General features: G+C 54.6%; 27 protein-coding genes. 17 read left to right on the top strand and 10 right to left on the bottom strand.

The window, feature by feature from the left end; all coding sequences use genetic code 11:
- Positions 1 to 482 precede the first annotated feature (482 nt).
- Positions 483 to 2,186, top strand: a complete 1,704-nt coding sequence (locus tag CAter10_RS17375; RefSeq protein WP_128083123.1) for a methyl-accepting chemotaxis protein — start codon at positions 483 to 485, stop codon at positions 2,184 to 2,186.
- Positions 2,187 to 2,281: 95 nt separating this feature from the next.
- Here CAter10_RS17375 and CAter10_RS17370 read toward each other — a convergent pair whose 3' ends face one another.
- From CAter10_RS17370 to CAter10_RS17360, 3 genes are all read right to left on the bottom strand, one after another.
- Complete coding sequence (locus CAter10_RS17370; RefSeq protein WP_061534400.1) at positions 2,282 to 3,166, bottom strand: response regulator; 885 nt, start codon at positions 3,164 to 3,166, stop codon at positions 2,282 to 2,284.
- A gap of 64 nt (positions 3,167 to 3,230) precedes the next feature.
- Entirely contained in the window at positions 3,231 to 5,324 is a 2,094-nt protein-coding gene (locus CAter10_RS17365; protein WP_061534399.1) for a hybrid sensor histidine kinase/response regulator, read from the bottom strand.
- Between the two features lie 72 nt (positions 5,325 to 5,396).
- Positions 5,397 to 6,146 (bottom strand): Crp/Fnr family transcriptional regulator, encoded by a 750-nt coding sequence (locus tag CAter10_RS17360; RefSeq protein ID WP_061534398.1) that lies wholly within the window; start codon positions 6,144 to 6,146, stop codon positions 5,397 to 5,399.
- A gap of 277 nt (positions 6,147 to 6,423) precedes the next feature.
- Between CAter10_RS17360 and CAter10_RS17355 the strand changes: the two genes are divergently transcribed.
- The 3 genes from CAter10_RS17355 (at position 6,424) to CAter10_RS17345 (ending at position 9,910) form a co-directional block, all read left to right on the top strand.
- Positions 6,424 to 7,794: an HdeD family acid-resistance protein gene (locus CAter10_RS17355; protein ID WP_061534397.1), complete on the top strand. Its 1,371-nt coding sequence runs from the start codon at positions 6,424 to 6,426 to the stop codon at positions 7,792 to 7,794.
- Between the two features lie 120 nt (positions 7,795 to 7,914).
- On the top strand, positions 7,915 to 8,292 hold the full coding sequence (locus CAter10_RS17350; RefSeq protein ID WP_061537398.1) for a DVU3141 family protein: 378 nt from the start codon (positions 7,915 to 7,917) through the stop codon (positions 8,290 to 8,292).
- A gap of 436 nt (positions 8,293 to 8,728) precedes the next feature.
- Positions 8,729 to 9,910, top strand: coding sequence for a GGDEF domain-containing protein (locus CAter10_RS17345; RefSeq protein ID WP_061535437.1), 1,182 nt, complete (start codon positions 8,729 to 8,731; stop codon positions 9,908 to 9,910).
- A 20-nt stretch (positions 9,911 to 9,930) separates the two neighbouring features.
- On the opposite strand, the gene CAter10_RS17340 is transcribed toward CAter10_RS17345, so the two are convergent.
- The gene (locus CAter10_RS17340) at positions 9,931 to 10,668 is read right to left on the bottom strand and encodes a GNAT family N-acetyltransferase (protein ID WP_231879028.1); all 738 of its coding nucleotides are present in this window, start codon (positions 10,666 to 10,668) and stop codon (positions 9,931 to 9,933) included.
- A gap of 143 nt (positions 10,669 to 10,811) precedes the next feature.
- On the opposite strand from CAter10_RS17340, the gene CAter10_RS17335 reads away from it, so the two are divergent.
- Together CAter10_RS17335 and CAter10_RS22920 are read left to right on the top strand one after the other, a co-directional pair.
- Positions 10,812 to 11,870 carry a YncE family protein gene (locus tag CAter10_RS17335; RefSeq protein WP_061534395.1) on the top strand — a complete coding sequence of 353 codons (1,059 nt, stop codon included), beginning with the start codon at positions 10,812 to 10,814 and terminating at the stop codon, positions 11,868 to 11,870.
- A 59-nt stretch (positions 11,871 to 11,929) separates the two neighbouring features.
- Positions 11,930 to 12,070: a hypothetical protein gene (locus CAter10_RS22920; protein ID WP_164840462.1), complete on the top strand. Its 141-nt coding sequence runs from the start codon at positions 11,930 to 11,932 to the stop codon at positions 12,068 to 12,070.
- A gap of 508 nt (positions 12,071 to 12,578) precedes the next feature.
- Here CAter10_RS22920 and CAter10_RS17330 read toward each other — a convergent pair.
- Positions 12,579 to 13,358, bottom strand: a complete 780-nt coding sequence (locus CAter10_RS17330) for a flagellar brake protein (RefSeq protein ID WP_082797970.1) — start codon at positions 13,356 to 13,358, stop codon at positions 12,579 to 12,581.
- A gap of 244 nt (positions 13,359 to 13,602) precedes the next feature.
- On the opposite strand from CAter10_RS17330, the gene CAter10_RS17325 reads away from it, so the two are divergent.
- From CAter10_RS17325 to CAter10_RS17290, 9 genes are all read left to right on the top strand, one after another.
- On the top strand, positions 13,603 to 14,808 hold the full coding sequence (locus CAter10_RS17325; RefSeq protein ID WP_061534393.1) for an acyltransferase family protein: 1,206 nt from the start codon (positions 13,603 to 13,605) through the stop codon (positions 14,806 to 14,808).
- Positions 14,809 to 15,139: 331 nt separating this feature from the next.
- Positions 15,140 to 15,763, top strand: coding sequence for a LysE family translocator (locus CAter10_RS17320; RefSeq protein WP_061534392.1), 624 nt, complete (start codon positions 15,140 to 15,142; stop codon positions 15,761 to 15,763).
- 362 nt (positions 15,764 to 16,125) lie between these two features.
- On the top strand, positions 16,126 to 17,169 hold the full coding sequence (locus CAter10_RS17315) for an alginate lyase family protein (protein WP_082797968.1): 1,044 nt from the start codon (positions 16,126 to 16,128) through the stop codon (positions 17,167 to 17,169).
- A gap of 158 nt (positions 17,170 to 17,327) precedes the next feature.
- Positions 17,328 to 17,522 (top strand): hypothetical protein, encoded by a 195-nt coding sequence (locus CAter10_RS22585; protein ID WP_128083121.1) that lies wholly within the window; start codon positions 17,328 to 17,330, stop codon positions 17,520 to 17,522.
- A gap of 590 nt (positions 17,523 to 18,112) precedes the next feature.
- On the top strand, positions 18,113 to 18,466 hold the full coding sequence (locus tag CAter10_RS17305; RefSeq protein WP_061534389.1) for an ArsR/SmtB family transcription factor: 354 nt from the start codon (positions 18,113 to 18,115) through the stop codon (positions 18,464 to 18,466).
- Positions 18,447 to 18,938 (top strand): SRPBCC family protein, encoded by a 492-nt coding sequence (locus CAter10_RS17300; protein ID WP_197467139.1) that lies wholly within the window; start codon positions 18,447 to 18,449, stop codon positions 18,936 to 18,938. Before CAter10_RS17305 ends, CAter10_RS17300 begins: the two co-directional genes overlap by 20 nt.
- A 14-nt stretch (positions 18,939 to 18,952) precedes the next feature.
- Positions 18,953 to 19,534, top strand: coding sequence for a dihydrofolate reductase family protein (locus CAter10_RS17295; RefSeq protein ID WP_061534388.1), 582 nt, complete (start codon positions 18,953 to 18,955; stop codon positions 19,532 to 19,534).
- A gap of 294 nt (positions 19,535 to 19,828) precedes the next feature.
- Positions 19,829 to 20,026 carry a hypothetical protein gene (locus CAter10_RS22580; RefSeq protein ID WP_128083120.1) on the top strand — a complete coding sequence of 66 codons (198 nt, stop codon included), beginning with the start codon at positions 19,829 to 19,831 and terminating at the stop codon, positions 20,024 to 20,026.
- Between the two features lie 227 nt (positions 20,027 to 20,253).
- Positions 20,254 to 20,550: a hypothetical protein gene (locus tag CAter10_RS17290; protein ID WP_128083119.1), complete on the top strand. Its 297-nt coding sequence runs from the start codon at positions 20,254 to 20,256 to the stop codon at positions 20,548 to 20,550.
- 123 nt (positions 20,551 to 20,673) lie between these two features.
- On the opposite strand, the gene CAter10_RS17285 is transcribed toward CAter10_RS17290, so the two are convergent.
- The 4 genes from CAter10_RS17285 to CAter10_RS17265 all read right to left on the bottom strand — a co-directional run bounded on the left by CAter10_RS17285 (position 20,674) and on the right by CAter10_RS17265 (position 24,058).
- Positions 20,674 to 21,738, bottom strand: coding sequence for a M29 family metallopeptidase (locus tag CAter10_RS17285; RefSeq protein ID WP_061535434.1), 1,065 nt, complete (start codon positions 21,736 to 21,738; stop codon positions 20,674 to 20,676).
- Between the two features lie 232 nt (positions 21,739 to 21,970).
- Positions 21,971 to 22,747: an alpha/beta fold hydrolase gene (locus CAter10_RS17280; RefSeq protein ID WP_061534386.1), complete on the bottom strand. Its 777-nt coding sequence runs from the start codon at positions 22,745 to 22,747 to the stop codon at positions 21,971 to 21,973.
- Positions 22,748 to 23,110: 363 nt separating this feature from the next.
- A complete protein-coding gene (locus tag CAter10_RS17270; protein WP_061534384.1) occupies positions 23,111 to 23,719 on the bottom strand; it encodes a TetR/AcrR family transcriptional regulator in 609 nt (202 codons plus the stop codon).
- A 90-nt stretch (positions 23,720 to 23,809) separates the two neighbouring features.
- Positions 23,810 to 24,058, bottom strand: coding sequence for an energy transducer TonB family protein (locus tag CAter10_RS17265; RefSeq protein ID WP_061534383.1), 249 nt, complete (start codon positions 24,056 to 24,058; stop codon positions 23,810 to 23,812).
- A 191-nt stretch (positions 24,059 to 24,249) separates the two neighbouring features.
- On the opposite strand from CAter10_RS17265, the gene CAter10_RS17260 reads away from it, so the two are divergent.
- Both CAter10_RS17260 and CAter10_RS17255 read left to right on the top strand, forming a co-directional pair.
- Positions 24,250 to 25,023: a DUF3050 domain-containing protein gene (locus CAter10_RS17260; protein ID WP_061534382.1), complete on the top strand. Its 774-nt coding sequence runs from the start codon at positions 24,250 to 24,252 to the stop codon at positions 25,021 to 25,023.
- 270 nt (positions 25,024 to 25,293) lie between these two features.
- On the top strand, positions 25,294 to 25,842 hold the full coding sequence (locus CAter10_RS17255) for a hypothetical protein (RefSeq protein WP_061534381.1): 549 nt from the start codon (positions 25,294 to 25,296) through the stop codon (positions 25,840 to 25,842).
- Positions 25,843 to 25,996: 154 nt separating this feature from the next.
- On the opposite strand, the gene CAter10_RS17250 is transcribed toward CAter10_RS17255, so the two are convergent.
- A complete protein-coding gene (locus tag CAter10_RS17250) occupies positions 25,997 to 26,263 on the bottom strand; it encodes a hypothetical protein (RefSeq protein ID WP_061534380.1) in 267 nt (88 codons plus the stop codon).
- Between the last annotated feature and the right edge of the window lie 64 nt (positions 26,264 to 26,327).

Here is a 26,327-nt window from a genome sequence, read left to right as displayed (position 1 = left end):
TCATGTGATTCTCCCAGATAGTTCTCTGGCAACGGAAATACGTCATTTCTTTTGCGTCTCACCTTGATCTACAAGCTAGAGCCCATTGGCAATATCGCTAGCCTTCATTTTGCGTGCGTCGGCTGGACAGATCCACCGCATCTAGGCTGACGCCTACCTTAAAGTTTTTACAAATGCTGCCGTTAACGTATTCGTGGGACATGAATACGTGGGGAACGCGTATCCACTTCCATTCAACGGTGCAAGCCCGACAACGACATTTGTACCTGGTTCTGTGAATTGATAGTTCGCCCGGGGGATTGCGCTTGCCCGGAGTGTTTTGGTTCGAGATCATTTTGTGTCGATAAAGGAGTCTGGCAGATCGCCGGTTTGGATGATCGCTTTCCGTATCTGATTGACACCAGTCAACGGATGTCGGCAATTGAAGCGGTGTCGTCAAAAGGCCGGCCTATGAAATCACTTCATCAACTAAGGAAAATAAAATGAATATTAGAAACCTGAAAATTGGTCAGAAGTTATTCCTGAGTTTTAGTGCCGTCATCATATTGCTGCTATTGCTCGCGACCCTTGCCTACATTCGTATCGGCGGGTTGATCAATGATATTAATTTGACGAATATGGACCGTTATCCCAAAACGGTTCTGGCTCACACCATCAAGGATGAGCTGAATGAAACCGCGCGCTCTCTACGTAATCTTCTTTTAATGACAGATGCTGACAGCCGGGATAAGGAATTTTCAGGTATCGAGAAAAATTCCAAAGTCATCACCGAATCGATTGATCGACTGGACAAAACCATTACCACCCCGAGGGGCCGCGAACTTCTCAAGGAACTCACGGAAAACAGGCAAAAATTCATCGCCACGAGAACGACCTTCCTCAAGCTTGTGAAGGAGGGCAAGAACGGTGAAGCAACGAGCGTACTGTTCAACGACTTGCGTCCGGCGCAACTGAGCTATCAGGATACGCTCGATAAACTGATCAATTTTCAATCCAGCCTGATGGAGGAATCTGGCAAGGCGTCTGAATCACAAGCAGGCGAAACACGCATGGGTGTGTTGTTACTCTCGATCGCGGCCACGTTGATTGGCGTACTGGTCGGCGTGCTGGTGACGCGCAGCATTACGCGGCCGTTGCGCGGAGCCGTTGCTATCGCGCGCAAGGTAGCAGATGGTGACTTGACCAGCACCATCGTGGTGGACTCGACCGATGAAACCGGCCAATTACTGGCGGCGCTGAAGGATATGAACGGCAGCCTCGAAAATATCATTAGCCAGGTGCGTAACGGCACCGACACCATTGCCACCGCATCGGGACAGATCGCCAGCGGCAATCAGGACCTTTCTTCACGCACCGAGCAGCAGGCCAGTTCGTTGGAGGAAACCGCGTCCTCGATGGAGGAAATGACTTCCATCGTTAAACAAAATGCAGATAATGCCAATCAAGCTAACCGCTTGGCGATATCGGCATCGGACGTGGCGGTTAGGGGCGGAGAGGTCGTGTCTCGGGTGGTGGATACGATGAGCTCGATCAAGGATTCTTCGCGGAAGATCGTCGATATCATCGGCGTCATCGATGGCATCGCTTTCCAAACCAATATCCTTGCGCTGAATGCGGCGGTGGAGGCGGCGCGTGCGGGCGAACAGGGGCGTGGTTTCGCAGTGGTGGCGACGGAAGTGCGCAACCTGGCGCAGCGTTCTGCCGGCGCCGCTAAAGAAATCAAGCAGTTGATTGGCGATTCGGTCGAGAAAGTCGACGCCGGCAGCGATCTGGTCAATCAGGCCGGCAGCACCATGAGCGAGATCGTCGCCAGCGTCAAGCGGGTGACCGACATCATGGAGGAGATTACCTCTGCCAGCAGGGAGCAAGACGCCGGCATCGAACAGATCAATCAGGCCATAGGCGAGATGGACACGGTGACGCAGCAGAATGCGGCATTGGTGGAAGAGGCGGCCGCCGCAACCTTGTCGCTGCAAGAGCAGGCCGACAATCTGGCGCAGGTTGTCAGGGTGTTCAAACTCAACGACAAGCACGGGGTAGTCGCCATGCCGATGGCCAATCGACAACATGAAGCGTTCACTCAGGTGGAAACTCGGCGGCGCGCTACGCGGAGCCGGATAGAACTTGTCGCCAGTAACAGCGCGCGTAAAAAAAATATCGCCAACGGCGAATGGGAAGAACTTTAACTGTGGCTGCCAGTGCGCATCAATAGTGGATTAAAACCAAAGTAAGCCACTAACTGCAAACCGGTCACGCCATCTGGAGTGCCGGTCCATTCAAATTAATCCGTGCCGTCGTCGGTTTTATGCGCATGACTGCGCGTATGCTTTTCTTCCTGATCGCGATGCATGCGCTCGGTGACATCCATGCCGATGCCGCGATAGCCGATAAACAGACTGCTTACATTGAACATCGGTTCTCCGCTGACCTGAAGATATTGCTGACTTCCATCAGCTTTGGTGCGGCTATACACAAAATCGAGAAAAGGGCGACGATTGGCAATGTTGTCGTTCAACTGCTTGCGTTCGGTCTCATTCCATTGCCCCGTCGTTGCAAGGCTGCTCGTACCTGATGCGTGGTCTGCGTCGATTCCTAGCATTTCAAAGACTGGTCCGGAGATTTTGGTAAATTTTCCTTGCGAATCCTGTTCCCAATACCAGTCCGATGACAGTTCCGTCAAACTCTTGAAGCGGGACTCGCTCTCGCGCAATTCGGCCGTGCGTTCCTGGACTGTCTGTTCCAGTATCTTGTTGTAATTATCCAGTTTTCTGTACAGCAGCCGCACTTCCAACATGTTATGGATGCGTGTCTGCACTTCAATCAAGTCGAACGGCTTGCTGACAAAATCTTTGGCGCCGGCTTGCAGCGCGCGCAGCTTGTGGGCGGGTTGCGCGGTGATGACTAGTACGGGCAAATATCCTGTCGTTTCGATTTCCTTCAAGTCTTCCATGACCTGAAATCCATCCATTTCCGGCATTTGCAAATCGAGCAAAATCAAATCGTAGCGATGCGCCAGATGTAACGGACAGACCGTTCGGGGATTCATTGTCGACGTGATGTGCTGGTAACCGGCATTGCGCAGCATTTTTTCCAACAGCAAAACATTCGCTTCCTGATCATCCACGATCAAGATGCTGGCTTGCAGAATTTCGGATGCTTCAAGCATTGCGTTATTCCCAAAAAAATCATTCACCTACCTGGAAAGAGACCAGATGGCATTTCATCACTACCTAGGTTCTATTCGACAAGCCATGTTGTTCTGCGTGGCGCAGCGCAACGTCGAGAGCATCCATGAACTCCATGACCTCAATTGGTTTTGTCAAATAGCGGAAGAAGCCGGCCTCGATGCCTTTCTGGATATCGCGCGGGACGGCGTTGGCCGACAGCGCCATGATCGGGATGTGGGCTGTTGTTACATCTTCGAGCAAAATTTTCAAGGCGCCATGTCCACTAATGCCGGGCAAATTGATATCCATTAAAATCACGTCGGGGTGATGCGCACGGGCCATCTGTATGCCGAGATGGCCATTGATGGCCGTCAGCAGTTTCAAATCGCCGCGCCGCGCAATCAATTGCTCTACCAGCACCAGATTTGCCGGATTATCTTCGACATAGAGCAGCGTGCGCCGTGAGCCCGACGGTTGCGCCACCGCATGATCCTGTTTGCCCACGTTGTGATTGTCGACGCTCTCAAGTGCCAATTCCGGCGCGCTGGATGAGGGCAGTTCCACCCAAAATACACTGCCGGCGCCGATGCTGCTTTCGACGCCGAGAACGCCGCCCATCAACTCGACCAGTTGTTTGGTGACCACCAGGCCGATGCCCGTGCCTTCTTCTACACTGCTCTCTTGCCCGAGCCGGTTGAACGGCTGGAATAGTTGCGTTAGCTGTTCCGGCGTCAGGCCTGCCCCGGTGTCGGTAACGCTTACCCGGACTCGATCTGCGCCGCGCATCGCGCAGTTGACGACGACTGTGCCGTCGATCCGGTTGTATTTGATTGCATTCGACAACAGGTTGACCATTACTTGTTTGACCCTGATCCGATCGGCATGCACATAAAAGAGATCGTCAAGAAGCGGAAAAGTCATTTGCACGCCGCGCTTTTGCGCCTGCGGTTCAATCATGGCCTGGCAGTCTTGTATGACCTCAGTGAGTGACATCGATTCTTGCGACAACGTCACTTTGCCTGACTCAACCATTGCCAGATCGAGGATTTCATTGATCAGGCGCAGCAGATACCATCCGGCTTGCAAAATCTGGTCGATCGACAGCTTCTGTGCGGATGACGGCGGCGGTATGTCGGATGCCATCAACTGCGCGAATCCGAGCACGGCATTAAGTGGAGTACGCAATTCATGGCTCATGCTGGACAGGAAATCCGATTTCGCCAAATTGGCTTTTTCCGCGGCGGCCTTTGCATTTTCCAGCTCGACGTTATTTTCTTGCAGCCTATGCTCGAATTGCTTGCGGTCAGTGACGTCGCGAGCGGCGGCGAACACGCCTTGCAACTTGTTGTCGCGGTTATGGAATGTGGTGGCGTTGTAGGAGACGACCGTTTCCGTGCCATCTCTGGCGTGCGCGGTCAATTCATAATTGGTGACCTTGCCTTCATGCAGCACGCGAGTGATCGCGGCTTCGGCGCGTTGAGGATCGGTAAAATAATTCTTGAACGGCGCCCCTATCAATTCATCGCGTGTGCAGCCGGTCAACGCTTCCATCTGCTGGTTGACGTCGCTGATGATGCCGCGCGGATCGGTCGTCATCAAAGCGTCGATATTCGATTCGATCAATGAACGCGTGTAGAACTGCTGGTCGCGCAGGCGCTGATCGAGCAGCGCCTGCTCCGCTTCAACCTGTTTGCGCGCCGTGTTGTCGGTGCCGATCAAGAGGTAGCCGATCACCTTTTCTTGCGCATCGCGTAGTGCTGTGACTGACACCATCGCCGGGAAACGGCTGCCATCCTTGCGAATGTAGGTCAATTCATAGATGTCTTCAATGCCACGCGATGCCTTGAACACCAGCGCCTCAAAGCCTGGAGTGATCGGGGTATCCAGCTCAAGGCTCAGGGACGCGGCACGGGCAATCAGTTCCTGCGCATCCGAAATACTGGCCGGCGTAATTTTGTCTACTACGTCCTCTGCCTTATAACCGAGCATGCGCTCAGCGCCGACGTTGAAAATCTGGATCACCCCTTGGGCGTCGGTGGCGATGCAGGAAAAATTGGCGCTGTTGAAAATGGCGTCTTGCAAGGCGCCCGCCTTTAGCAATGGTTGCTGTGCGGCTTGCGGTAGTTGTTCGGCAGACGGCATTTCTATCGTGGGCATAAATTCGGATTCTGATGGGCTTACAACTGAGCGCTAGCCTCGGCTCAAACAAGGTAATGGTGATCTGTGATGTCAGTCCGAGCGGATTGCTGCCGGTTTACTCTGACGCTGGTGCACGTCAGACAGCAAGCGCGCAAATTCCTTTTTGACGACGTCATAACATTCGCAGACGCTGCTGTTCAGGCCAGCCCGGTTCAGCACGGTGATGTGGCCGCGCCGATAGCGGATAAAGCCCAGGCTTTGCAACTTGCCGGCCGCCTCGGTGACTCCCTCGCGCCTTACTCCCAGCATGTTGGCAATCAATTCCTGGGTCATCGTCAATTCGTTCGAAGGCAGGCGATCCAGCGTCAGCAGGAGCCAGCGACACAATTGCTGGTCCAACGAATGATGACGATTGCACACTGCCGTCTGGCTCATTTGTGTGAGCAGGGCCTGGGTGTAGCGCAGCAGCAGGCGCATCACCGGCCCCGCACGGTTGAATTCTTCAATCAGTATGTGTGACTTGAGGCGATAGCCATGGCCGCCGGTCTGCACCACGGCGCGGCTGGGCGTGGTATCGCCGCCCATGAATAGAGAAATTCCTAGTATCCCTTCATTGCCAACGCCGGCAATTTCGGAGGAACCGCCGTTTTCCAGAAGGTATTGCAGCGAGACGATCGATGTTGTCGGAAAATAGACATGCTGCAGCTTGCCGCCGGAATCGTAGAGCAAGTCGCCCAGCTGCATTGGGATTAATTCCAGATGTGGGGCCAGGCGATCGAATTCGGTGTCAAGCAACGCTGCCAGGAGATGATTCTGATTTGGGTCAGGTGTACTGAACATATCTTCCTCCTGCTCCCGCTCTTTAACTTGCTGATTGTGAAAAGCGGAAATCGAAGAATATCCGCATCAGGCAAGGTAACACGTGCCATTGCTTCGCCCTGAATGGATTGCGCTGCGACGTCTCGGAATCTGCGTTATGAGGCACAACGCCCTGGAATGGTGCCAAAAAACAACGTTAGCGGCGGGGCGGGGCTGCATTTGATGAAATGTGTAACGATAATGGCATTGGTCTAATCGACCAGCGTAACGGCCTCAGGCAAAAACAGGAGGAGCATTCATGATACGGTTGGTGTTGCTGTTATTGGGAGTTGAGTATCTGCGCAAGCGCTGGCGCAGCATCCTCGTAATCGGAGTGATATGGCTGGTCGCAGGCTTGGTCGTATTTGTCGATGCGCTCGACAATGCGATGTACTTCCCGATCAATTTCTTTGCTTACCTGTTCCTGATCGAAGGCTTGGCAACGCTGGCTGTGGCATGGACTGGTGTCGGCGGCCAGCGCATCCTGCGATATGTGAAAGGCAGCGCCGTGGTGCTGGCGTCGATACTCATTTTCGCCGGCCATCACCATGGTAATTTCTTGTTGTCGATGATCTTTGGCACGCTGTTCCTGACCGATGGACTCATACAGTGCATCTCTGCCTACATGGTCCGCTATCGTCGCTGGCGCGTGGCGTTTTCCTGGGGCGTGGCCGAGATTTTGCTGGCGATTTTCTTTTATCAGCCATACCCGACGCACTATGTCGGTACATTACCGTATTGCCTGGGGCTGTTCCTGATGTTCGGTGGCGCCAACATGATTGGGCTGGCAGCTCGCGTGCGTCGCTTGAACGGCAACCCTGCTCTGTCGGAATCGGCGCATCCGGCCATGCAGCCGGATGAGACAGTTGCTTCTGCTTTCGCGCAGGTAGAGTGGGACGGCCCGCCGGCAGACCATGAACAGGCGCTGACGGTGCATGTCTGGACGCCAACCGGTTCAGCCAAGTCGCCGACTCAGAATTATCCGATTGTCGATCGCTATATCGCGGCGGTCGATGTCAACGGCGTGATCTCCACCGGGCATGCGGCGTTGGAGTCGCCGGAGGGAATTTATATCAGCCTGTATCCGGGAGTGGAGATCGACCGTTCGCCCGACGATTTCGGGCGCCTGCTGCGCGCTACTCGCGAGAACGATGTACCCGGTGTCTTTCAGCCGGACTATGCAACGGAATCCAAAGCATGGTGCCCGTCAACCGTCCAGGTGCGCATCCGGAACTATGACCCGCACCGCCTACAGTCGTTCTGGCTGCGTTATCGTAGCGATGCTACCTACAACCTGACCCATCGCAATTGTTCCAGCACCGTTGCCCAGGCGCTGGAAGCCGCGATTGACGGCGCCGTTGGCCGCCTGTACGGCAATCGCGCGGGGTGGCGCGTGTTCTTTCGCATCCTGGCCACGCCGGAGTTGTGGGTCGCTGCGCAGATTCGGAAGCGTGCGGTGACCATGGCGTGGACGCCGGGGCTGACGCTCGATTATTCCAGGGCCCTTAGCATGCTGGCCGATCCGCGTCCGTTCGCCTGGTGGAAATTGGCTAGGACGACCTTTAACAGAATGGCGCATTTACGGCGCGAATGGCGCGCCCAAGACCATGACGCCGTTGACGCGCAATGAGCCGCAAGCGTTATGCGGAAAAATGCAAGATCGGAGAGGCGGGGAAATTTCTGATTGTCATTGTTCGAATGCATTATATGTAATAATTCGTTGCCAAATATGCCATATAGAGGAGCAAAAATGCATAAGCGATCGTCGTTTTTTGTAAGTGCCGTTTTAGTTGGCTGTTTAGTTACCGCCTCTCATGCGGCTAACATGCGATTTTTGAATGACACACCGATTACCTACCTGAAGCCGAAAGACAAGACTGCGCTGGTTGCAGAAGCCGATAGTGTTCTGACCAATAAAGCGGATGGCGAGACCCAGCAATGGTCCAATAAAAGCCTGGGTAATTCGGTGATTATTGATGCTGAGTTGAGTGCTACGGACACAGTCAAGACAGACGCCAAGACCTGCCGCAGACTACATATTGTGCTTCATGCCAAAGGCCAGGATCAGACGTTGTCGATACCAGTTTGCAAGACAGCAGACGGAAACTGGACCGTGCAAAAGAGATAACCCGCGGCATGTGGGCAAATCGCTTGTCGTTTTTTCATGGACTCTGTGCCCCAAAAAAATGAATGCGACAGTTGGCGCTTGGGTAGGATCAAACTCGCTAAAGAGTCGTTCGATTACATCTTATCCGAGCGCGTATTTGAACAGATTAAAAGCCTGAAACAATGCACGCGCACTTAGACTTGCTTGCTTTAAATGCATTGTCCTGACTGATTCATCCCTGAAAGTAGCTTCGGCTTTCACTTCAATGTCTCTGACCGGTACCCGTTGCCGATCTTGATGCCTTCCCCGTTTCGCGCTGTATTCACCGGTTTGGAAGTGATCCTTGCGCGGCTTTGGCCTGTCTTTTTGGCGGCTGGATGTGGTTTCCCGGCATGCAAAAAAAACGAATACGTTTTACCATACCCACGCCGATATCCTGCCGCCTGCGCGCCTACCCATGCCCACCGACGTTGCTTCCCTGTTGTTCGCACTGACTGTCAGCATGCTGACCATGGCCGTGGCGCTGCCTTCGGTAATGGGGCAGGTAAATATGGCGGCGCGGCGGGCGCAGCTTGGCATTTTCCTGCAGGCTGCAGGTTGGGTGCTGCTGCTGATCTCCGGGTTGGTCGAAGCCGGCTCGTGGACCGACCGCGCTCTTTCTACGCTGTCGATGGCAGGCATCGCCGGCGGCTTGGCATTGAACGCCACCGCATTCGACTTGTGGTGCGGCCGGACGGCGCTGGCTCGGGCGCCGACGATCATTGCCGTGGTGCTCACACTTGGCTATGGCATCGGGTTTTCCAGCTATGCGTTTCGGGTGGGCTGGGCCAACGGCTTGCTCGCACTGCAGATGGCCATGGTGGCGGCGACGCTGTGGCGCGAGCCACTTGTGCCTGTGGGCCGATGGCGCTGGCTGCTGGTCGTCGCCTTGGTGGCGCAGATGGTGGTGACAGCCTGGCGCGGTGTGCTGGGGGCGTTTTTTACCGATCAGTTCCCGGCTTTTCTCACGCCGCATCCGGTGAATATCGCTTTCGCACTGGTCGCCAATGCGACCGCCGTGCTGTCGCTGACGGGTATCCTTCTGGCGCACCGCGACGAGGCCGCGCGCGCTCTGGATCGTTTGGCGACGTTCGATGACCTGACCGGCGTGCTCAACCGACGCGCATGGTTGGTGCAGTCCAACGTCGAGCTGGCAAACAGCGTGCGTTACGACAAGCCGCTGGCAGTGCTGATGCTGGACCTCGATTATTTCAAGCAGATCAACGACAGCCGAGGCCACGAGGCCGGCGACCGCGCGCTCAAGTTTGTCGCCAGGGCGCTCAAGGCTGCAGTGCGTACCGGCGATATCGTTGGACGATATGGCGGGGAGGAGTTCTGCGTGCTGCTGAATCATGCAGATCGCGCCGCAGCAAAGGCATTCGATCAGCGCATGCGTGCCTATCTCGCCGATGCAACGGCGCGCGAACTGGGCCATGCGCTGAACTACAGCGCTGGCATCACCGTACGCATCTCCGCTGACGATACGCTCGAAGCCATGTTGCGGCGTGCCGACGTCATGCTATACAGCGCCAAAGCCCAGGGGCGATCGCGGACACTGGATGCGCAAGAATTGCGGCTTGGCCAGGATGCCGCGGGCTGAATCGTGGATATTCCTCTGCCTCACAGCGATTTATGGAACCGGACGCGATGCTGTCCTTCGCCTGCATAGTTGAGGGCAACCGGGAGCCCGTCAATTTCGCCGGATCCGGGAAGAAGCGTAAACCCCAACTTGCGATGAAACGCGATAGAAGCGGTATTGACGACAGAAGTGATGCTGTGCACCTCTGTGCAGCCTCGGGCGCCGACTACATTAAAAAAATGCTCGTAGAGCATGCGTGCAAGACCGTCGGCACGTGCGGCAGGGGTCACGCCGACGAAGTGGATATATGCGATGTTGGGCTTGGATTGGGATACAAAGCCGATCAGAAATGCTTGCACCGCGTCCGATGGGCCTATTGCGTAACTGGTTGCGTTTAAATGGTCGAAAAATATGCGATGCACCAATGCGCGAACAGGGCGGCCACCCCACCATTCATCGACGACAGAGGAAACATATTCGTAATCCCCGGATTCCAGAGTGCGGATGGTGTGTGTCGTCATTGTTTTTTCGATGAGTGAAGGAAGCATCGATAATATACAGCCAGACAGACAAATAGACCGGCAGACATAACAACACGACATCTTACGATTTGATTTTTTCTGCAGCGGCACATCCTCGAACAGCCTTGCCAGTGCGAACGCTAGCGCAATCAGGCATCCGGCGACGACATAGACCGAGCTCAGTGCACCTCCACATGGTGTGGGGCCGCAGAAACAGGTAAAGTAACCGGAGCGCGATGCGGCAACCAATGCTGTCATCAATGAACATCAGGGCACGCTTCCTAATTCTGCGCTAATTGTTGCCCTTTAGCCTGATGCCGGCATGTCAGGCCATCCGGCTTGGCAATGATGCGGAATCGACCGTTCGCCCCCGGGCATTCATCAACCCTCATACCCAATACATGAAAAATCTCACCTTCGGCAGACCAACCATCGCTGCGGCCGGCGTTCTTGCGCTTTTGCAGATGACGATCGTCTTGCCAGCACAGGCAGCCACTCCCGAGAATTACAAGATCGTTTCGCGTTTCCCGATATCAGGGACGGAAGGTTGGGATTACATCGCTGTCGATAGCAAGCGAGAACGTTTGTTCATCAGTCGCTCAGATCATGTTCAAGTTGTCGATACCAAGTCGGGCGAAGTGGTGGCGAATATCCTCGATACGGCGGGCGTGCACGGCGTGGCGATCGCGCAGGATCTGAAACTGGGTTTCACCAGCAATGGGCGATCGGACACGATAACGGTTTTCGAGCTCGACAGCCTCAAGACAATCGATACCATCAAGACAGTTGGCCCAGGCCCTGATTCGATACTGTACTACCCGCCATTGCAACGGATTTACAGTTTCAACGGTCGCGGAAAAAGTGTGACGATCATCGATGCCGTAACGCGCAAGGTCGTTGATACGCTGTCAGTCCTCGGTCAGCCTGAATTTGCCGTCAACGATAGCCAGGGCCACATCTTCTTCAATGTGGAGGACAAGAATGAAATTGCTGTCATTGACGCGCAGTCGTCAAAAATCGTCAAGCATTGGACGATGTCTCAGTGCGATGGGCCAAGCGGCCTGGCGATCGACGATGCGCGTCATCGGTTATTTTCAGTGTGCGCCAACCAGAAAATGATGGTTGTAGATTCCTTGTCGGGGCGGGTCGTTACGACTGTCGGGATCGGCGAGAAGCCGGATGCCGTCGCTTTTGATCCTGCTTCCGGGCTGGTTTTTGTTTCCAATGGCGGTGGAACGCTGACGGTAGTGCATGAGGATACCGCGAACAAATACACGGTAAAGACTAATCTCGCCACCCAAAAGGGTGCACGGACGCTGGCGCTCAATCCAGAAAACCATCTGGTGTATCTGGTGAGCGGAAAATTCGGTGCGGTGCCGGCGCCAACAGCAGCGAATCCTCATCCGCGTCCTGCGCTTTTGCCAGATACCTTCAATGTGTTGGTTGCAGAACCAAATTAAACAGATGCCTTGATGGCACATCGACCGGGCCATTAGCGGCTAACGGCGGCCGTGTCGAGGTGGGTGGCGGCCTGGCGACCAAGGTGGCCAAGAACTTCAGCCTGTATTCCAACGCGACCTATCAATTTGCGTTGAACAATGCAGAGGGACAAAAGCGCGACGGCATCAACGCCACGGTCGGATTGCGTTTTACCTGGTAATTGCCAGCGCTGAATCAGTAACAAGCCCGGCGCCACGATGGTGGTGCCGGGTTTTTATTGCTCTTGTTTTGCAGCATCGACTTTGTCGCGGCGATTTGCATCACGGCTAGTCACAAGCGCGCATTCAATAGTAGTGGTGGAGAACATACTCCTGATACACCTCATCGACGACCCACGCTACGATGATTGAGAACGGAATCAACAGAACAAGTACCAGACCGATTTCCATAAAACCGAATCATCTTTCGATGACCCCTCTTTCAATGAATCCAGGTTCAGACTACTCAATCCTGACCGGATTACAAGCGTGTGTTCATATCCTTTTTTCATAACCGATATGCGCTTTCGCTGTTCCGATTTTCTCTTTAACACCAACAATAAAGCCGCTCTCGATGCTGAACGGAAATTCCGGATCTAGCCGTTTTGGTCTTGATTCCAACTGCCTACGGATAAAAAAAGCGACGCTGGCTGAAAGCCAAGCGCCGCCGTTTACAGCTTGATGGTGGGGTCAGCGCCGGTTTCTACTGAGTTCCAGAAAGGTAATCAGGCGCTGCAAGCTCGCTTCCTTGGCTTTCGGCAAAGTCAGAAAACGGCAACCGAGATGGTAGATCGGATTGCTGAAAGTCTGGCTATTGTGGATGAAGGTAATTTTCAATTCCGATTCCATCACGCCGAGATCGCGATAATCGAACGCGGCCCCGGTCAGCGTCATACCAATTTCCAGTTCGCCGATGCTGGCGTCGGTGGAACGCAAGCGGATGCCGGTCAAAGACAGATCGACAATCTCGAAGCGCACGCGCCGCGAATCGGGCAGGGTGGCTGTGCAGATGTAAGGGTTGGCAATCGGCGTTTCCACCCGAAAACTTTCGCGTCGCTGTATGCGATACAGACTTTCGGGAAACTGCGATTTGAATGCCGGCAAGCCCTCGTACAGCACAGGCTCGGGCCGACCACAGATAAATTGGACATGGACGCCGGATTGCATGCCGGATAAAAGATTTTCCTCGGAATCCTGCAGGCGCAGATTTTCCATTTCGGTGGCGCCGTAATCGTAATGAAAGGTTCCGCTGCTTTCGTCTACCGCAAGGATGCGCGTAACGGTGCGTTCTCCGTGCCGTCCGAATGCGATATTCAGAAAATCCATTTGGCGTGCGAACTGGCGCAATACGTGGGCGATGGTTTTGGGATACGAGATCCTGAATTCTTCCAGTCCGGCCAGCGATGCTGTCAGGGGCGAAACGTGGCCCAACTCCGCTCTTGCCTCGACTGTTAGATTATTTTTTGACATTTTATTCCCCGATTTTTATCAAACTCTCCCTGCGGCGTAAGAATGCCGCAAATGGCGATAAATTTTGTGAATTTTTATGATTTTTTGTTAAATTGAGACAGTTCACAAAAACGCACATGCCTGTTTGGGAGCGGGCGGCAGAATATTTATCAACGATGAGGATATTGTCGTGCGACAATTATTTGAGGGGTTTCATACAGCCTCGAATCTGACGTCCCGAAATCATCAATCCAAACCGTTGCGCATGAACCTACAACCAAATCCTCTCAATTCGGCGGCGCGACCGCGCATACACGGCCTGGATACGCTTAGAAGCATCGCCATTGTTTTGGTATTCATGTATCACTACATGTGTTTCGTCAGCCATGAGGCGACTTTCGGGTGGGCGAGCGTCACAGGCTGGGTCGGCGTCGATCTCTTCTTCGTATTGAGCGGTTACCTGATTGGCAACCAGTTATTTGCTGGTCTCGCAAGTGGGCGCGCACTGTCGCTCCCGTCATTTTATGCGCGCCGGCTGCTGCGAACGCTGCCGAACTATTACGTGGTGCTGGCATTTTATTTTCTGTTCCCGGTCGTCATGGGCGGCAATTCTCCACCGGCGCTTTGGCGGTTCCTGACTTTCACTCAGAATTATCAGCTCACGCCCGGCACCGCTTTCTCGCACGCGTGGTCTTTGTGCATCGAAGAGCAGTTCTATTTGCTGTTGCCGGCCGTCGTGTTGTTGGCGGCCCGCTTCGGCAAGTCGATTCGGCTGGCCTGGATGTTGTTGGGCGGCCTGATGCTGGCCGGGGTAGTGCTGCGAAGCGTGCTGTGGATCAAATATGGCCGCATTGCCGACGGCGCCATCGGCAACTACTATCCGAACGTGTATTACTCAACGTTCTGCCGCGGCGACGAATTCCTGCCCGGGGTAGCTCTGGCACTCTTGAAGAATTTTCACCGCGATCAATGGGAGCGGTTGATGCGGCATGGACAGGCAATCCTTGTCGCCGGATTGGTCGCCGCCGCTCTGTTGGCCTGGTTGATCGTAAATTTTTACTTCATCGAAAACTATGGTTACGGCTACTTCATGAGCGGCTTCGGCTATTCGCTGATCGCGTTGTGCTTCGGCGCGCTGGTTCTCGCCGCACTCAGCCCGGCATCACTGCTGCACAGAGTCCGCGTACCCGGCGCATCCCATCTTGCGTTGTGGTCTTATGCCATCTACCTGAGCCACAAGCCGCTTGCCACGATCATCGCGACACAGTTGGCCCCGTTCGGCATTGCACCAGGATCGGTGACCGCGATACTGATCATCTCGGCGGCGGCACTGCTCGTTGGATGGGTAATGTACAACCTGGTCGAACGACCTTTCATGCGCCTGCGCGATCGCCGTTTTCCCAGCAATTTTTCGCCGCGTCCGCATTCGGCCATGGCAACTGCCTATTCCGGCAACGTTGACCATCCGTAAGTCGGCGTTCTGGGGTTACGTCTACCTAATATTGCATTGGCAATATTTTCATGGTGCGATGGTAATCGAAGTTCGGCGCGGACCGTTCAAGTTAAATGAGGAGATTAGTTAGTGGAGATACTTTCCCAATCAGATGGGTCCGTTCGCGCATGGGTTCCCGACTGAATCCACAGCCAATAACGGTCATTCAAGATATTGCACAGATGTCCAAAAAAATATTGGCAGATTTAAACTAGGCCCGCAAGACTGTTCAAAGGTTAGTGACTCGCCGCCCATTTTTTGGCACCGGTAAAATTTGCAAAGTGAACTTTAAATCACGTTAAGGCTCAAGATGATCGAACTCTCCACACTTCTGGCTTTCACGCTACTCAATATGAGCTTCGCTCTGATTCCAGGACCCGACGTCATCTGCATCCTGTCTAATTCAGTCTCACGAGGTGCGTCCGCCGGGGTACAGGTCTGTGCTGGCATCGCCTGTGCGGCGTTAGTGCATGCAGGGGCCGCGACCTTTGGAATCACTGCGTTTCTGGCATCGGTACCCACGGCATTTGTTGTTGTAAAGACCATTGGAGCTATCTACCTCTGCTGGCTTGGTTGGCAAATGCTGCGCAGCCCCGTCTCTGTCGCCACGGAGCCATCCAGAATCCGTCGGGCATCACCTTTCGCACAGGGCGCTACATCCAATCTGCTAAACCCGAAGGTAGCTCTCTTCTTTCTCGCTATTCTTCCTCAGTTTATCAATCCGTCTCTGGGCAATCCTGGCCTGCAAGCGGCCATTCTTGGCCTAGTCTCCATCGCATCGGGCACCGCGGTAAACCTCTGCACCGCCGCGCTTGGCGGCCGCGCACGGCATTGGCTACTAGCCAAGCCAAAGCTTTTCCAGCGCTTTCAGCAGTTTTCTGGTGCCATACTTGTTGGTCTTGGAGTCAAGGTTGCCCTGGAACGCGTACGATGAACACTACTCACCGCACAAGTTGCAGGCCACTACGTGTCGGCATTGCTCGTGAAATTTAAGCGATGCTTTTCCCTTCTTATCATCGCCATTTTGGCGGGTTTTTCCACGTTCGCAAACGCCACGGCAGATAGGTGCGATATACCGACCGACTTCAAGATGCTCGATGGCACAATAGTTCGCGATCTGTATCAACGCTCCTCTACCAAGGATGGTGGTAGTGCGATGCAAAATGTGTGTCGATTTTCCGGTTCTCGCGATTTTTCCATGCAGTGGCTATTTAGCCACATATGCTCGCTGACGGTTATGTTCGAACAATTTCTGCCAAGTCGTAACCTCACTTTGATTCGAATGGACTCACGCCCATGACTCGTATCCTCGCGTTTGTCGCTGTAGTTATCGCGTTGACATCGCCAATCGCTACCGCATATACAGCCACCGCAAATCTTTGGCTCACGGAGACTGAAATTCAGTCCTTGCGCGCCCAGCCGCCTCGCATTGCGCCACTCATCAGGCATTGCGACAAGGAAATCGATACGAGCGCTGCCCCCGTTTCCGTATTTTCTCCGCCGCCGCACTACACCTCGAGCGGGGTTGTTGAGACGGACATGTCCAAGCGCTTCTCGAGCGACGGCGCGATGGCTTGGCGCGCCGCACTGTGCTATGCGCTGTCGCAGAATCCACTTTATGCGAAACACGCCCAGTCCATCATTGGCGCGTGGGCCGATACCATGCGAGAGGTGAAGTCAGAGCAGGGGGCATCGGAAATCAATTTCGACCTGCCGCAGTACATCCTGGCCGCTTCGATGGTGCGCGATGTGGGTGGTTGGAACGATCGGCCATTTCGACACCTCCTCACCGACATCGCCCTGCCTCTGTCGCATAGCGACCGCAAGAACAATCACGCCAACTGGGGTGTTTTCCTCAATGCAGCCATCGCCGCATATACCGGCGATACCGCCTTGCTCGAGCGGGCTAGAGTGCGCTGGCTGGCGCTGATGGACAGTGAAGTGGCGCCAGACGGATCGCTGCCGTTGGAAATCTGCCGCAGTGACACAAACAATTATTGTGGAGGAGCGCACAGGGGAGTCAACGGCCTCAGCTACACGCACTACACCTTACTGCCAACCACGGCAGCGGCGCGCATCTTTGAGATTGCAGGGCGCAGTGTTTGGCAAACGCCACAAGGCAAAAAATTGGCAGCCGCCTATCAGCAAGCTGCCGCATGGACGCTACACCCGGAGAACTTCCCGTACTACGACAGCAATGGCGGACACTTAAACGGCGTGCGCAACGCCGCCTATTTCGCTCTGTTGCAACGGGTATTTCCTAACGATGATGGTGCGTTGGTGATCGCGAATGGCAACATTGGGATGAATGGGTTGGAGTGGTTGGTATTGTTCGAATGAACTGCATGCATTTGTTTGGAAAAGGGGGGAGGGGAGCCTAACCCACTATGAGGCCGTCGGGATAAAGCGGACAATTGCGATTTTTCGCGTGTTCGGCGAAATTGATTAAGCCTTACGAATTCTCTTGATTATCCGCCTTTTGATAGATCGATATTTTCATGAACGCTATTGTTGCGGCGCTAACTTTTTGGCAAATGGGTTTCACTTCGAGCGAGGATGTCATTGCTTGGGCGGATACGGAAATCCTCAAATCCGGCATACCAGCACAAGAAATGATTGATTTGTCGCTTGATGGCCAGCCACCTGCCTTAAGCAAGCTGAATATGTATTCCCTCCGCGTCCAATCAGGTTGAGCTATCAAGAGGAATTTCGGCTTAGAGCACTCTTTGTCGACCTAAACTCTGAAGAAGATACATTGCAGTTTGTCGACTGGGCCTCGCGCCATTGCATCGGACTGGACTTGTCAACTGAGCTTGTAATTCTGGGGTATCAATTCGACGATTTAATTTTTGACTGTAACGACAGAGCAGGAGCGATTGCTCTTGCCCGCGAAAAACTACCCGCGCTCGAATCTGAGCCAGTAACGATCAGCAGTAGCTTGCTTGGACTAGTGCCGAATCTCAAATTGAATCGGACCAAACAAAGATCGTAGTCGGATGTGACTGCAACGGGATGAAATCAACGCAATCGTGGCTGGCCTGAAACGACCATGAGCAGTCCTTCACACTTAAAATAAATCCTTCGCCAGCGGCCGCTTTGCTCGTAAGCCGACGTAGCCGCTACTTCCGCCATCGGCGGTTCAGCCCTCCATGTGGCTATCGGTGATTTCCTCATGATTGGTCCAACGCATGTGAGGCAGCTAATAGGCGAATTTTCATTGACACCGATTTTAATATCGCTAATATTACACCATTAGATTAATTAACCAATTGGTATAATAAACATGAATACTGATTCGCTCAGCATCACCTTCGCCGCGCTCGCTGACCCAACGCGTCGCGCCATTCTTGCGCGACTGGCACTGGGCGAGACATCGGTTACCGAGCTTGCCAAGCCGTTTTCGATAAGCCCGTCAGCCGTAACGAAGCATCTCAAGGTGTTGCAGCAGGCCAGACTGATCACACAAGGTCGCCAGGCGCAATGGCGCCCCTGCCAGCTCAATGCCGCACCGTTGCACGAGGCTGCCGATTTTATCGGCCAATATCGCCAGCACTGGGAGCAGAGTCTCGATCGTCTGGATGTGTATCTTAAAAACCTTCAATCTGTGGAGGCGAAAAGTGCAGGAAAGAAAAAATAACGCGGCGAACATTGCTGATGCCAGCGACCGCGAAATCATCATGTCGCGTTTGATAGACGCACCGCGCGAATTGGTATGGGAGGCGATGACCAAACCTGAACATGTCGTGCACTGGTGGGGGCCGGATGGGTTTACTAACACGCTGGAGAAACTGGATTTTCGCGTGGGAGGCGAGTGGCACCATGTCATGCACGGGCCGGATGGACGAGATTATCCTAGCCGCAGCGTCTATACCGCGATCGACAAACCTCACCACATCGAGTTTTGCACCGGCGGCACATACAAGGGCGACCCGAAGGCCATGTTTGAGGCGATGTGGACGTTCGAGGCAGTGGGCGGACAAACCAAAGTGACGATCCGTCTGCTTTTTCCTACTGCGCAGGCACGCAATATGGCGGTAGAAAGAATTGGTGCGATTGAAGGCGGCAACCAAACTCTGGCCCGGCTTGCCGGCTATGTAATCAAAACTTGAGCTCGGAGAAAGTCATGAGAAAAATCGTTTCGTTTGTACATGTGTCACTAGATGGTTTTGTTGCTTCCACTGCGAAGGGCCCGGCGGGCCTCGGCTGGATAAGTATCAGCACTGATTTGTTTGAATACGTGGAGCAGCGGATTCAGCAGACCGACACAGCTTTATACGGGCGTACCACCTTCGAGATGATGGAGTCGTACTGGCCAACCGCTGCCGATAAGCCTGACGCCAGCCCGCATGACCATGAGCATTCACGCTGGTATAAATCTGCACGCAAAGTGGTGTTGTCGAAAACTTTGTCGGAAAAAAATCACGTTAATACGCAAATCATCAGTAGCAATTTGAGCGATGAAATCAACAAGCTCAAGCACGGCTCGGGCAGCGAGATCTTGATGTTTGGCAGCCCCTCCGCCACTCACGCGCTGATGGCGGAAAACCTCATCGACGAGTACTGGCTGTTCGTCAATCCGATACTGCTGGGGCAAGGTATCCCCTTGTTCAAAAATATCAAGGACAAAACCGCACTCATGCTGGTGAATAGTAAAATTTTTCCGTCGGGCGTCGTATGCCTGCAATACGAGGTGAAACGAAATTAATAGTGTAAAGCTGTGATATTCCGTGGCGGTGTAATGGCTATTCGGTTGAATTTTCGCTTAGTGATCGCCCCGATTGGCACTCAACTATGTGTCCTTTGGATATCTATTTGCGCGGAATCAGGGGGCACGAGATATTCGGCTTCTCGTTGATCGCGTTGTGCTTTTACTTGGCGCTGCAAACGATCGCGCACTCGGCTGGAGCACAGGGTGGATGACCGGCGCCGTGCGCTGGCCGGGGCGGCACAGCTATGAAATCTGCCTTTTCATATCGTGGTGCTGGGGCTGATGCGGGACGTGCTAAGTAAAGATCAGCTGAGCTATGGCGCCAGCCTGCCGTGGTTGTTTTTGTTCCTTGGTCTAACGGTAGTGGTTGCGGCGCTGGTGTCGCGCTACGTTGCCGAACCGGCCAATATTGCTCTTCGTCGACATTACCTGGCAGGACGCCAACGGCGAGACTTTTCCTCGACATCGGTTGCTTCCGATTCCAAGTAAAGTGGTTGAACTCGGTTGCCATGATGTGCAGAGCGAGCGCCAAATCATCTCTCGCAATCATCGGTTGCGGGCGATGATGCGCTCACTGTTTCCCTGTGGAATCATGGAAAATTTTCTCTAAATATCCGCGTGTCTTGGCCGTTAACTCTCAATGTGACAGTTGTAGACTAAACGGGATAGGCATGAAAACGATAAATGCAGAATTGCACGCTTTGCCATTTGAAAAGGTGTCCATCATTGAAGCCAAGTCGGTGCTCGACGGCGTCGATGCGATGCCGAAAAGCGAGGTGAAGCGCTGGGAATTTTTCCGGCGCCAAGAAGACCGGCGGGATCAGGATTTGCGCGAGCTGACTTACCAGTGGTTTGCCAAACTTCCCGCAACTGAAAAGCCGTGGGAGTTGGCCAGATATTTTCCGAGAATTACCAACGATCTGGCCGAGAGATGGGAGAAGCCCGCTGCGTGCATGCGATTCCTGGAGCAGCTGTTGCTCGATAACCGGGCGGGCGGCAGGGTTTTCCGGTGAATGTGGCGCGCGAGATCATGGCGCTGCAGCGCTATTTCAATCAGGTCGTGCTGGCTGCCGCATCACCTCTGGAAGGATTGGCGCATCACTGATCCCGGAATCGCATCGTCTGCCGAGGGGCGATCAGACTTGCCAGGCGCCGTTCCGGTACACGATTTCGTCATCCAGGTAGACCGCTTCCGTTACTGCAAAGACGTCGATATGGTATCTGGCGCTGGCACGCTTGATGTTGGGTTTGCTGTAGACGCCGTGTTTGGCGCCGAGCGACAAGTGGACGCCGCACATGCGTTCATATGTGCCGATATCGCTGACCATGCGCTCCTGCGAAAAAGCGCGGTTCATGCCGAAGCCGAGTTCACGCAGCCACACTTCGCCTTCGTCTGCGCGAATATTGGCGAGCACCTGGTCGAAATCCGGTGTGGAATCGATCACGTCGACCACGCGGCCTTTGTTGATGACGAGAGTGATCGGCTTGGTTGGCCGGTTGACCCGGAATGAGGTGTCGCCAAACACAAAAATGCGTACACGGCCATTGACGGCCTCCAGATCCTGCGCTTCGGTGAATACTTCGCCGATCGGGAACTGGCCGCCGACGTTGTTCATTCCGCTATAGTCGCCGATATTCAGCTTGGCCGATTCGAATGGCGAAGCAAACACCAGTTGTTCTCCGCCACTGTCAACGATGCCGCTGCCAGCGCTGTCGATGCGCGCCTTCAGTGCCTGGCCGACGCCGCGATAATACGCAGGGTCATACGCCAGCGACTCGATGTAATGAAGCGATTGCGGCCAGGGCATGCGCGACAGGTGCGGATGCTCGATCACCTTGAGCGAGCGCTTGAAGAGTTCGACGCGTATGCGGAAAGCCTCAAGGCGGAAGTTGGTGGACTGCACCAGTATCACCAGATCGTCGGCACCCAATTCGGCAAATGCGGCCAGCACCGTGTCCGGCGTGACCGAGTCAAAATCGATGAAGTGCGCCTCTGGTAGGCAGCGCCGGTAGGCCTCGGTGAGGGCTACTGCGAGATCGCAGCGGCTATCCGTCACTACCAGAGCGCGGTGCCGGTCGCTATGCTTGATGGCAAGCGAAAGAATGTCGCGCAGATGTTTTTCCGCAGCATCGATCGCCCCTTCTGGAATCATGCCAGAAGGGGGGCTGATGGGAGCAGGGTGCGCAATGGAGGCTGTCATCAAGTTACCGTATCGGTGAGTATGGGCATTACGCGTCGCGAAGGCTGCCCCAATCCCGCCATATCGGATCGGCAGGCGGCCACGGTAACGGCGGCGTGCAAAGGGAGGATGATAGCAAACAGGCCGCGATTTGCGGGTTGTGTTGCGGCTTTCCATGCATTCCGAGAGCGCATTATGGAAACGTGCCTGTCGTGACATTGCTGTGCATGGCAGGATGGCAATGTGAAGGCGGCTAGCTGGCTGGTCCGAGGAATTGCATCACGGCATGGATTACGCCTGGGTCTTTCAGCACCCGCCGATGTCCCAAGCCACTGGTTTCAAGCAGTTGCGCGTCCGGCAGGTTCTCGATCAGTGTTTGTGCAGCAGAATAAGGCACGATGGCGTCTTCGCGGTCATGCACTACCAATGTTGAAGCGTTGATCCGCGGCGCGGTATGGATGGCGTCCATGCGTTCGAAGACCATTCCCTCGCGCCCTTCCAGGTAAGACACCATGCTCGCGCGCAATTTTTCACGCAGGCCGAAGGTTGTTGCGTACTCGTGCGTCACCTGGATCATTGAAATCGGCGCGGAAATCAGGATCAGCTTGCGCAGGGCCAATCCATTTGCCGCAGCGATGCAGGCAGCCGCGCCGCCCATCGAGTGGCCAACCACGGCTTGCACTCGGCCCAGGCGTGCGGCTGCATAATTGAGCGCCCGCGCAAACTGCGGCAGTGTGCTGCGCCAGGCGGCGCTGCGTCCGTGCGCGGGCTGGTCGATCAGCACGACGGCCCAGCCGGCGGCGCCCAACGCCTCGGCCAACGTCACCAGTTGCAAGCCCCAGCCACCCCATCCATGCGTCATCAGCAACTGCGGTGCATTTTCTGCTGCCGGCCAGTGATAGAGCGTGAGCGAGGCTTGTTCAAACGGCAGCGATTCAATCCGCACGCCGGCGGCGGCGAAAAATGGCGCGATGCCAGTTTGCTGGGAATCGGAGTGCAGAACAGTCGCGCAGCGACGCGCGTGGCCCAATCTGGCGGCATGATTTGTGAAATGCGCAAGCCGGCTCTTAACAATGTGAGCAGATGCTCGGATGGCGGCGCTCTGCGGGCTGAGGGAGCGGTTGCTATCTGGTTGCTCGGATTGGAGGAAATGTCCATGAGGGCTTTCTGAGAGTGGCAATGGCGAATTGGTTACAGCCTTCAAAAGAAGATGAAATCGTCGTTGCAGGCCGGGATATTCCATTCCGCAATGTGGCGCAAGCGCCATGCGCCAAGACTGGCAACTACGGCGAGGGCAATGCATCCGGCAAGAATGAACATGGCAGACTCCTTTATTCGCACGAGTGTGCGAAATTTGTGCGTTAAAAAATGAAGCACCGATGCAGCCGGCGCTTCACCCGTGATAGTTGAAACTGCGATACGTCGAGGTCAGGCGTTCATAGGCGTTGCGCACCCGCTCCTGAGCTTTGGGATCGCGCAGAAAGCGGGCGTCGTGCATCAGCCCGACCATCAGGCTGTAAATCTCGAACACCAGTTGCTCCGGATCGGTATCGGGTCGCAAGTGGCCTGCCTCCAGCGCCTGCACCACGGCGCGGCGCAGCACCGCGCGCCAGCGCAGCACGTTGTGCTGCATGCGTTCGCGGATCGGGCTATCCACATCGTCATACTCGAAAGCGCCTGCGACATAAATGCATCCTGTCACGTTGCAGGCCCGCGCGATCCAGTTCATCACCAGAGCGTTGAGGCGCGGCAAGCCGCGCGGCATGGTCATCGCCGGTTCGAACACGGCCTCGCTAAAACGCCGGTCGAACTCGTTGAGCACTGCTTCACGCAGGGCTTCACGTGAGCCAACGCGGGAGAACACGCCGCTTTTGCTGATGTCCAGCCGTTTCGCGACCTCGCCAAGTGACAGGCTTTCCATGCCTTGAGTCGCAACCATGTCCAATGCGGTATCGATAATCGCAGCCAGCGTAAGCTCACTTTTTTCGGTGTGGGTATCCATGAAGCGGAGTTTAGCACGCATGTGCGAAATTGAAAGCTGATTTTTGTCTGATTTGATATGGCGCTTCAAACTATTGCCGCCGGAATCCCATCATGAAAAGGTGTAGGCCAGATCGTGCCAGTTGTGAGAGGTTTTTGCGCCGCGCGCCTTGCTGGGAAAGCGCATGTTGGCAATTTCCCGTAGCGCTTGCGCATCGCGTTCCGGGTCGCCGCAGCTTTTCCTGATTTTTACGTCGCGTACGTGTCCGGCAGTGTCCAGATAGACGCGCACCAGCACCTTGTCGGTTAGTGCCGGTTTTGACTCAACCGTTCTCGATAGCAGTTTGTCGATCAGGTTCATGCGGATGCTCTTTCCTGCGGATTGTCATTGCTGCATCTTTGCAGAAGATGTCAGATTTCGCAAATACCTTGTACCGAGTTTTGGCGTCGCGATGTTTGTTGCATTCTTGAAATTGTTAGTTGCCACATGGAAATATATCTGCCAGTGTTATCACGCACACAATTGTGTGTAACTTAACTTGTGGAGATAACATGGCAACTACCATTGAGTCACTTCAACTGAGCATCAAGGAAAAACACACGCTGCTGACCAACCATGCAGTTTTTTCCGCCATCCGCACGATGGACGATTTGCGCGTGTTCATGGAATGGCATGTTTTTGCGGTCTGGGATTTCATGTCGCTGGTGAAACGGCTCCAGTGTGACCTGACCACGGTGTCCATCCCGTGGTATCCGCCAGCGAATCCTAATGCAGCGCGCCTGATCAACGAAATCGTGCTGGGTGAGGAGTCCGACATGACGCCGCATGGACCCATGACGCATTTCGATCTTTACCTTTCTGCGATGACCGAAATCGGCGCGTCGACACGACAGATCAATCAGTTCCTGAACGTCATCAAGAAAGGCGATCCACTTTCGGCTGCATTGGGCCGGGCTGAAGTGGAGCCGGCGGTTCAGCGGTTTGTCAACGCGACGATCACTACCTGCAAAAGGGCTGAGACGCATCAGGTCGTCGGCAGTTTTTTTTATGGACGGGAGAATGTCATACCGGAGATGTTCCAGGCGCTGTTGAATACCTGGCAGATTGATCCGGCCGCCGTGCCGCAGCTTAATTTCTATCTGGAGCGGCACATCGAAGTGGATTCCGGGGATCACGGTCCAGCAGCGGAGCGGATGATCAACGAGATTACCGGGGGCGATCCGATCCAGCTGCGGGAGGTGCTGGAGGCAGGGATCAGCGCCATCAACGAACGGCATCAGTTGTGGGACAGCCTTCTGATCGCCTTGCAAAGCCGGGCGAAGTAGCGGGTAAACCAGGCATGCTGAGAAATTAGCCTGCTGTCGGGGTGGGACTGCAACTGTTCCACCCGGGCGCTCCGCCCAAAAAGATGGATAACGGATACGCTGCGGCCGCGGATTTGCTGAATGGGGGAAGGCGTGCATGCACACATAAAAATTACATTTGAGAAATATGTTTCCATTGGGAATTAATGTATTATCTTCGCGGAAACACGACAATTTGAAACGTGTTCGAGAGCGGCGCAATTCCTATCGGTAAAAAGGGGGAGGTGAACCATGTGGCTGAAATCCATTTTCAATAAATCCGCAACCGTTGACCAAGATGAGGAAAGGCTGCGCGCGGCGGGAACGCCGGCGGCCCCTTCGTCCCCGCCGCCAGTCAGGGCTGCCGCTCCGGCCCGGCCAGAACTGCAACCGGCGGCAAGCTCCGCCAACAACCAGATTCAATACGACGAAAAACTGATTTCCCAGTTAAAGGGCGATCATGCCGCATTGCTGTTGATGTATTCGTCGGTGGCGAACAAGATGAGCTCCGATAGCTGGGAAAGCATTCCGGGGGCATTGCGCGAAATGCGCATGGCGATGTATGGCCATTTGCTGACCGAAGGCGTCAAGTTGTATTCGTACATGCGGCGCAATCTGGCAGAAGAGCCGAATTTGCTTGAAGTGTATCGTTCCTATAAAAGGGAAATGGACGGAATCGGGCGCGTTGCGTTTGATTTTTCGATAAATATCAGGGCAAGGATTGGCTGCTGCGGCCGGATGCGCGTACCGGTTTCAAGAGCGAGTTTGAAAATCTCGGCAAGGTGCTGGTTGACCGCATAACCCGCGAAGAAAACATTCTCTATCCCTTGTACCTGCCTTCATAATCGATCCTCGCCGCAGGCAAGCCGCATCGGCCTTGCCTGCTAGCTCTCTGCCAAGTCTTCAGCGCGCCGCGCCATCAAGAACCAACTCCCCCGCAATGCACATTTCCGGTTCAGGCGGCGAGACCTTTTGCCAGGACATCGGCAACCACTTCATTGAGGTCGAGCTGGCGTTCCTTTGCCAGTGCTTGCAGTTGCAGCACCAGTCCGCTGTTGAGCTTGACCGCAAACGGCACCAGGCCAAGCGCCTGATCGCGTTTGCGTTGTTCGCGCCGATCCAGCGTAACGGTTTCGCCGTTGCCAAATCCGGCCGAGTTGGGGGCACTCATTTTTCCCATGAGTTTCTTGGCGTCGCTCTTTGCCATTCCAGTTTTTTTCATAACGTGTCCTTATCGTTTAACAATAGCTGATGCGCGCAGTATAAGCCGCGCCGCTTTGCAGCAG

It is taken from the genome of Collimonas arenae (assembly GCF_001584165.1).
GTDB classification, from domain to species: domain Bacteria; phylum Pseudomonadota; class Gammaproteobacteria; order Burkholderiales; family Burkholderiaceae_D; genus Collimonas; species Collimonas arenae.
This window is presented reverse-complemented; position numbering and strand designations above follow the sequence as displayed.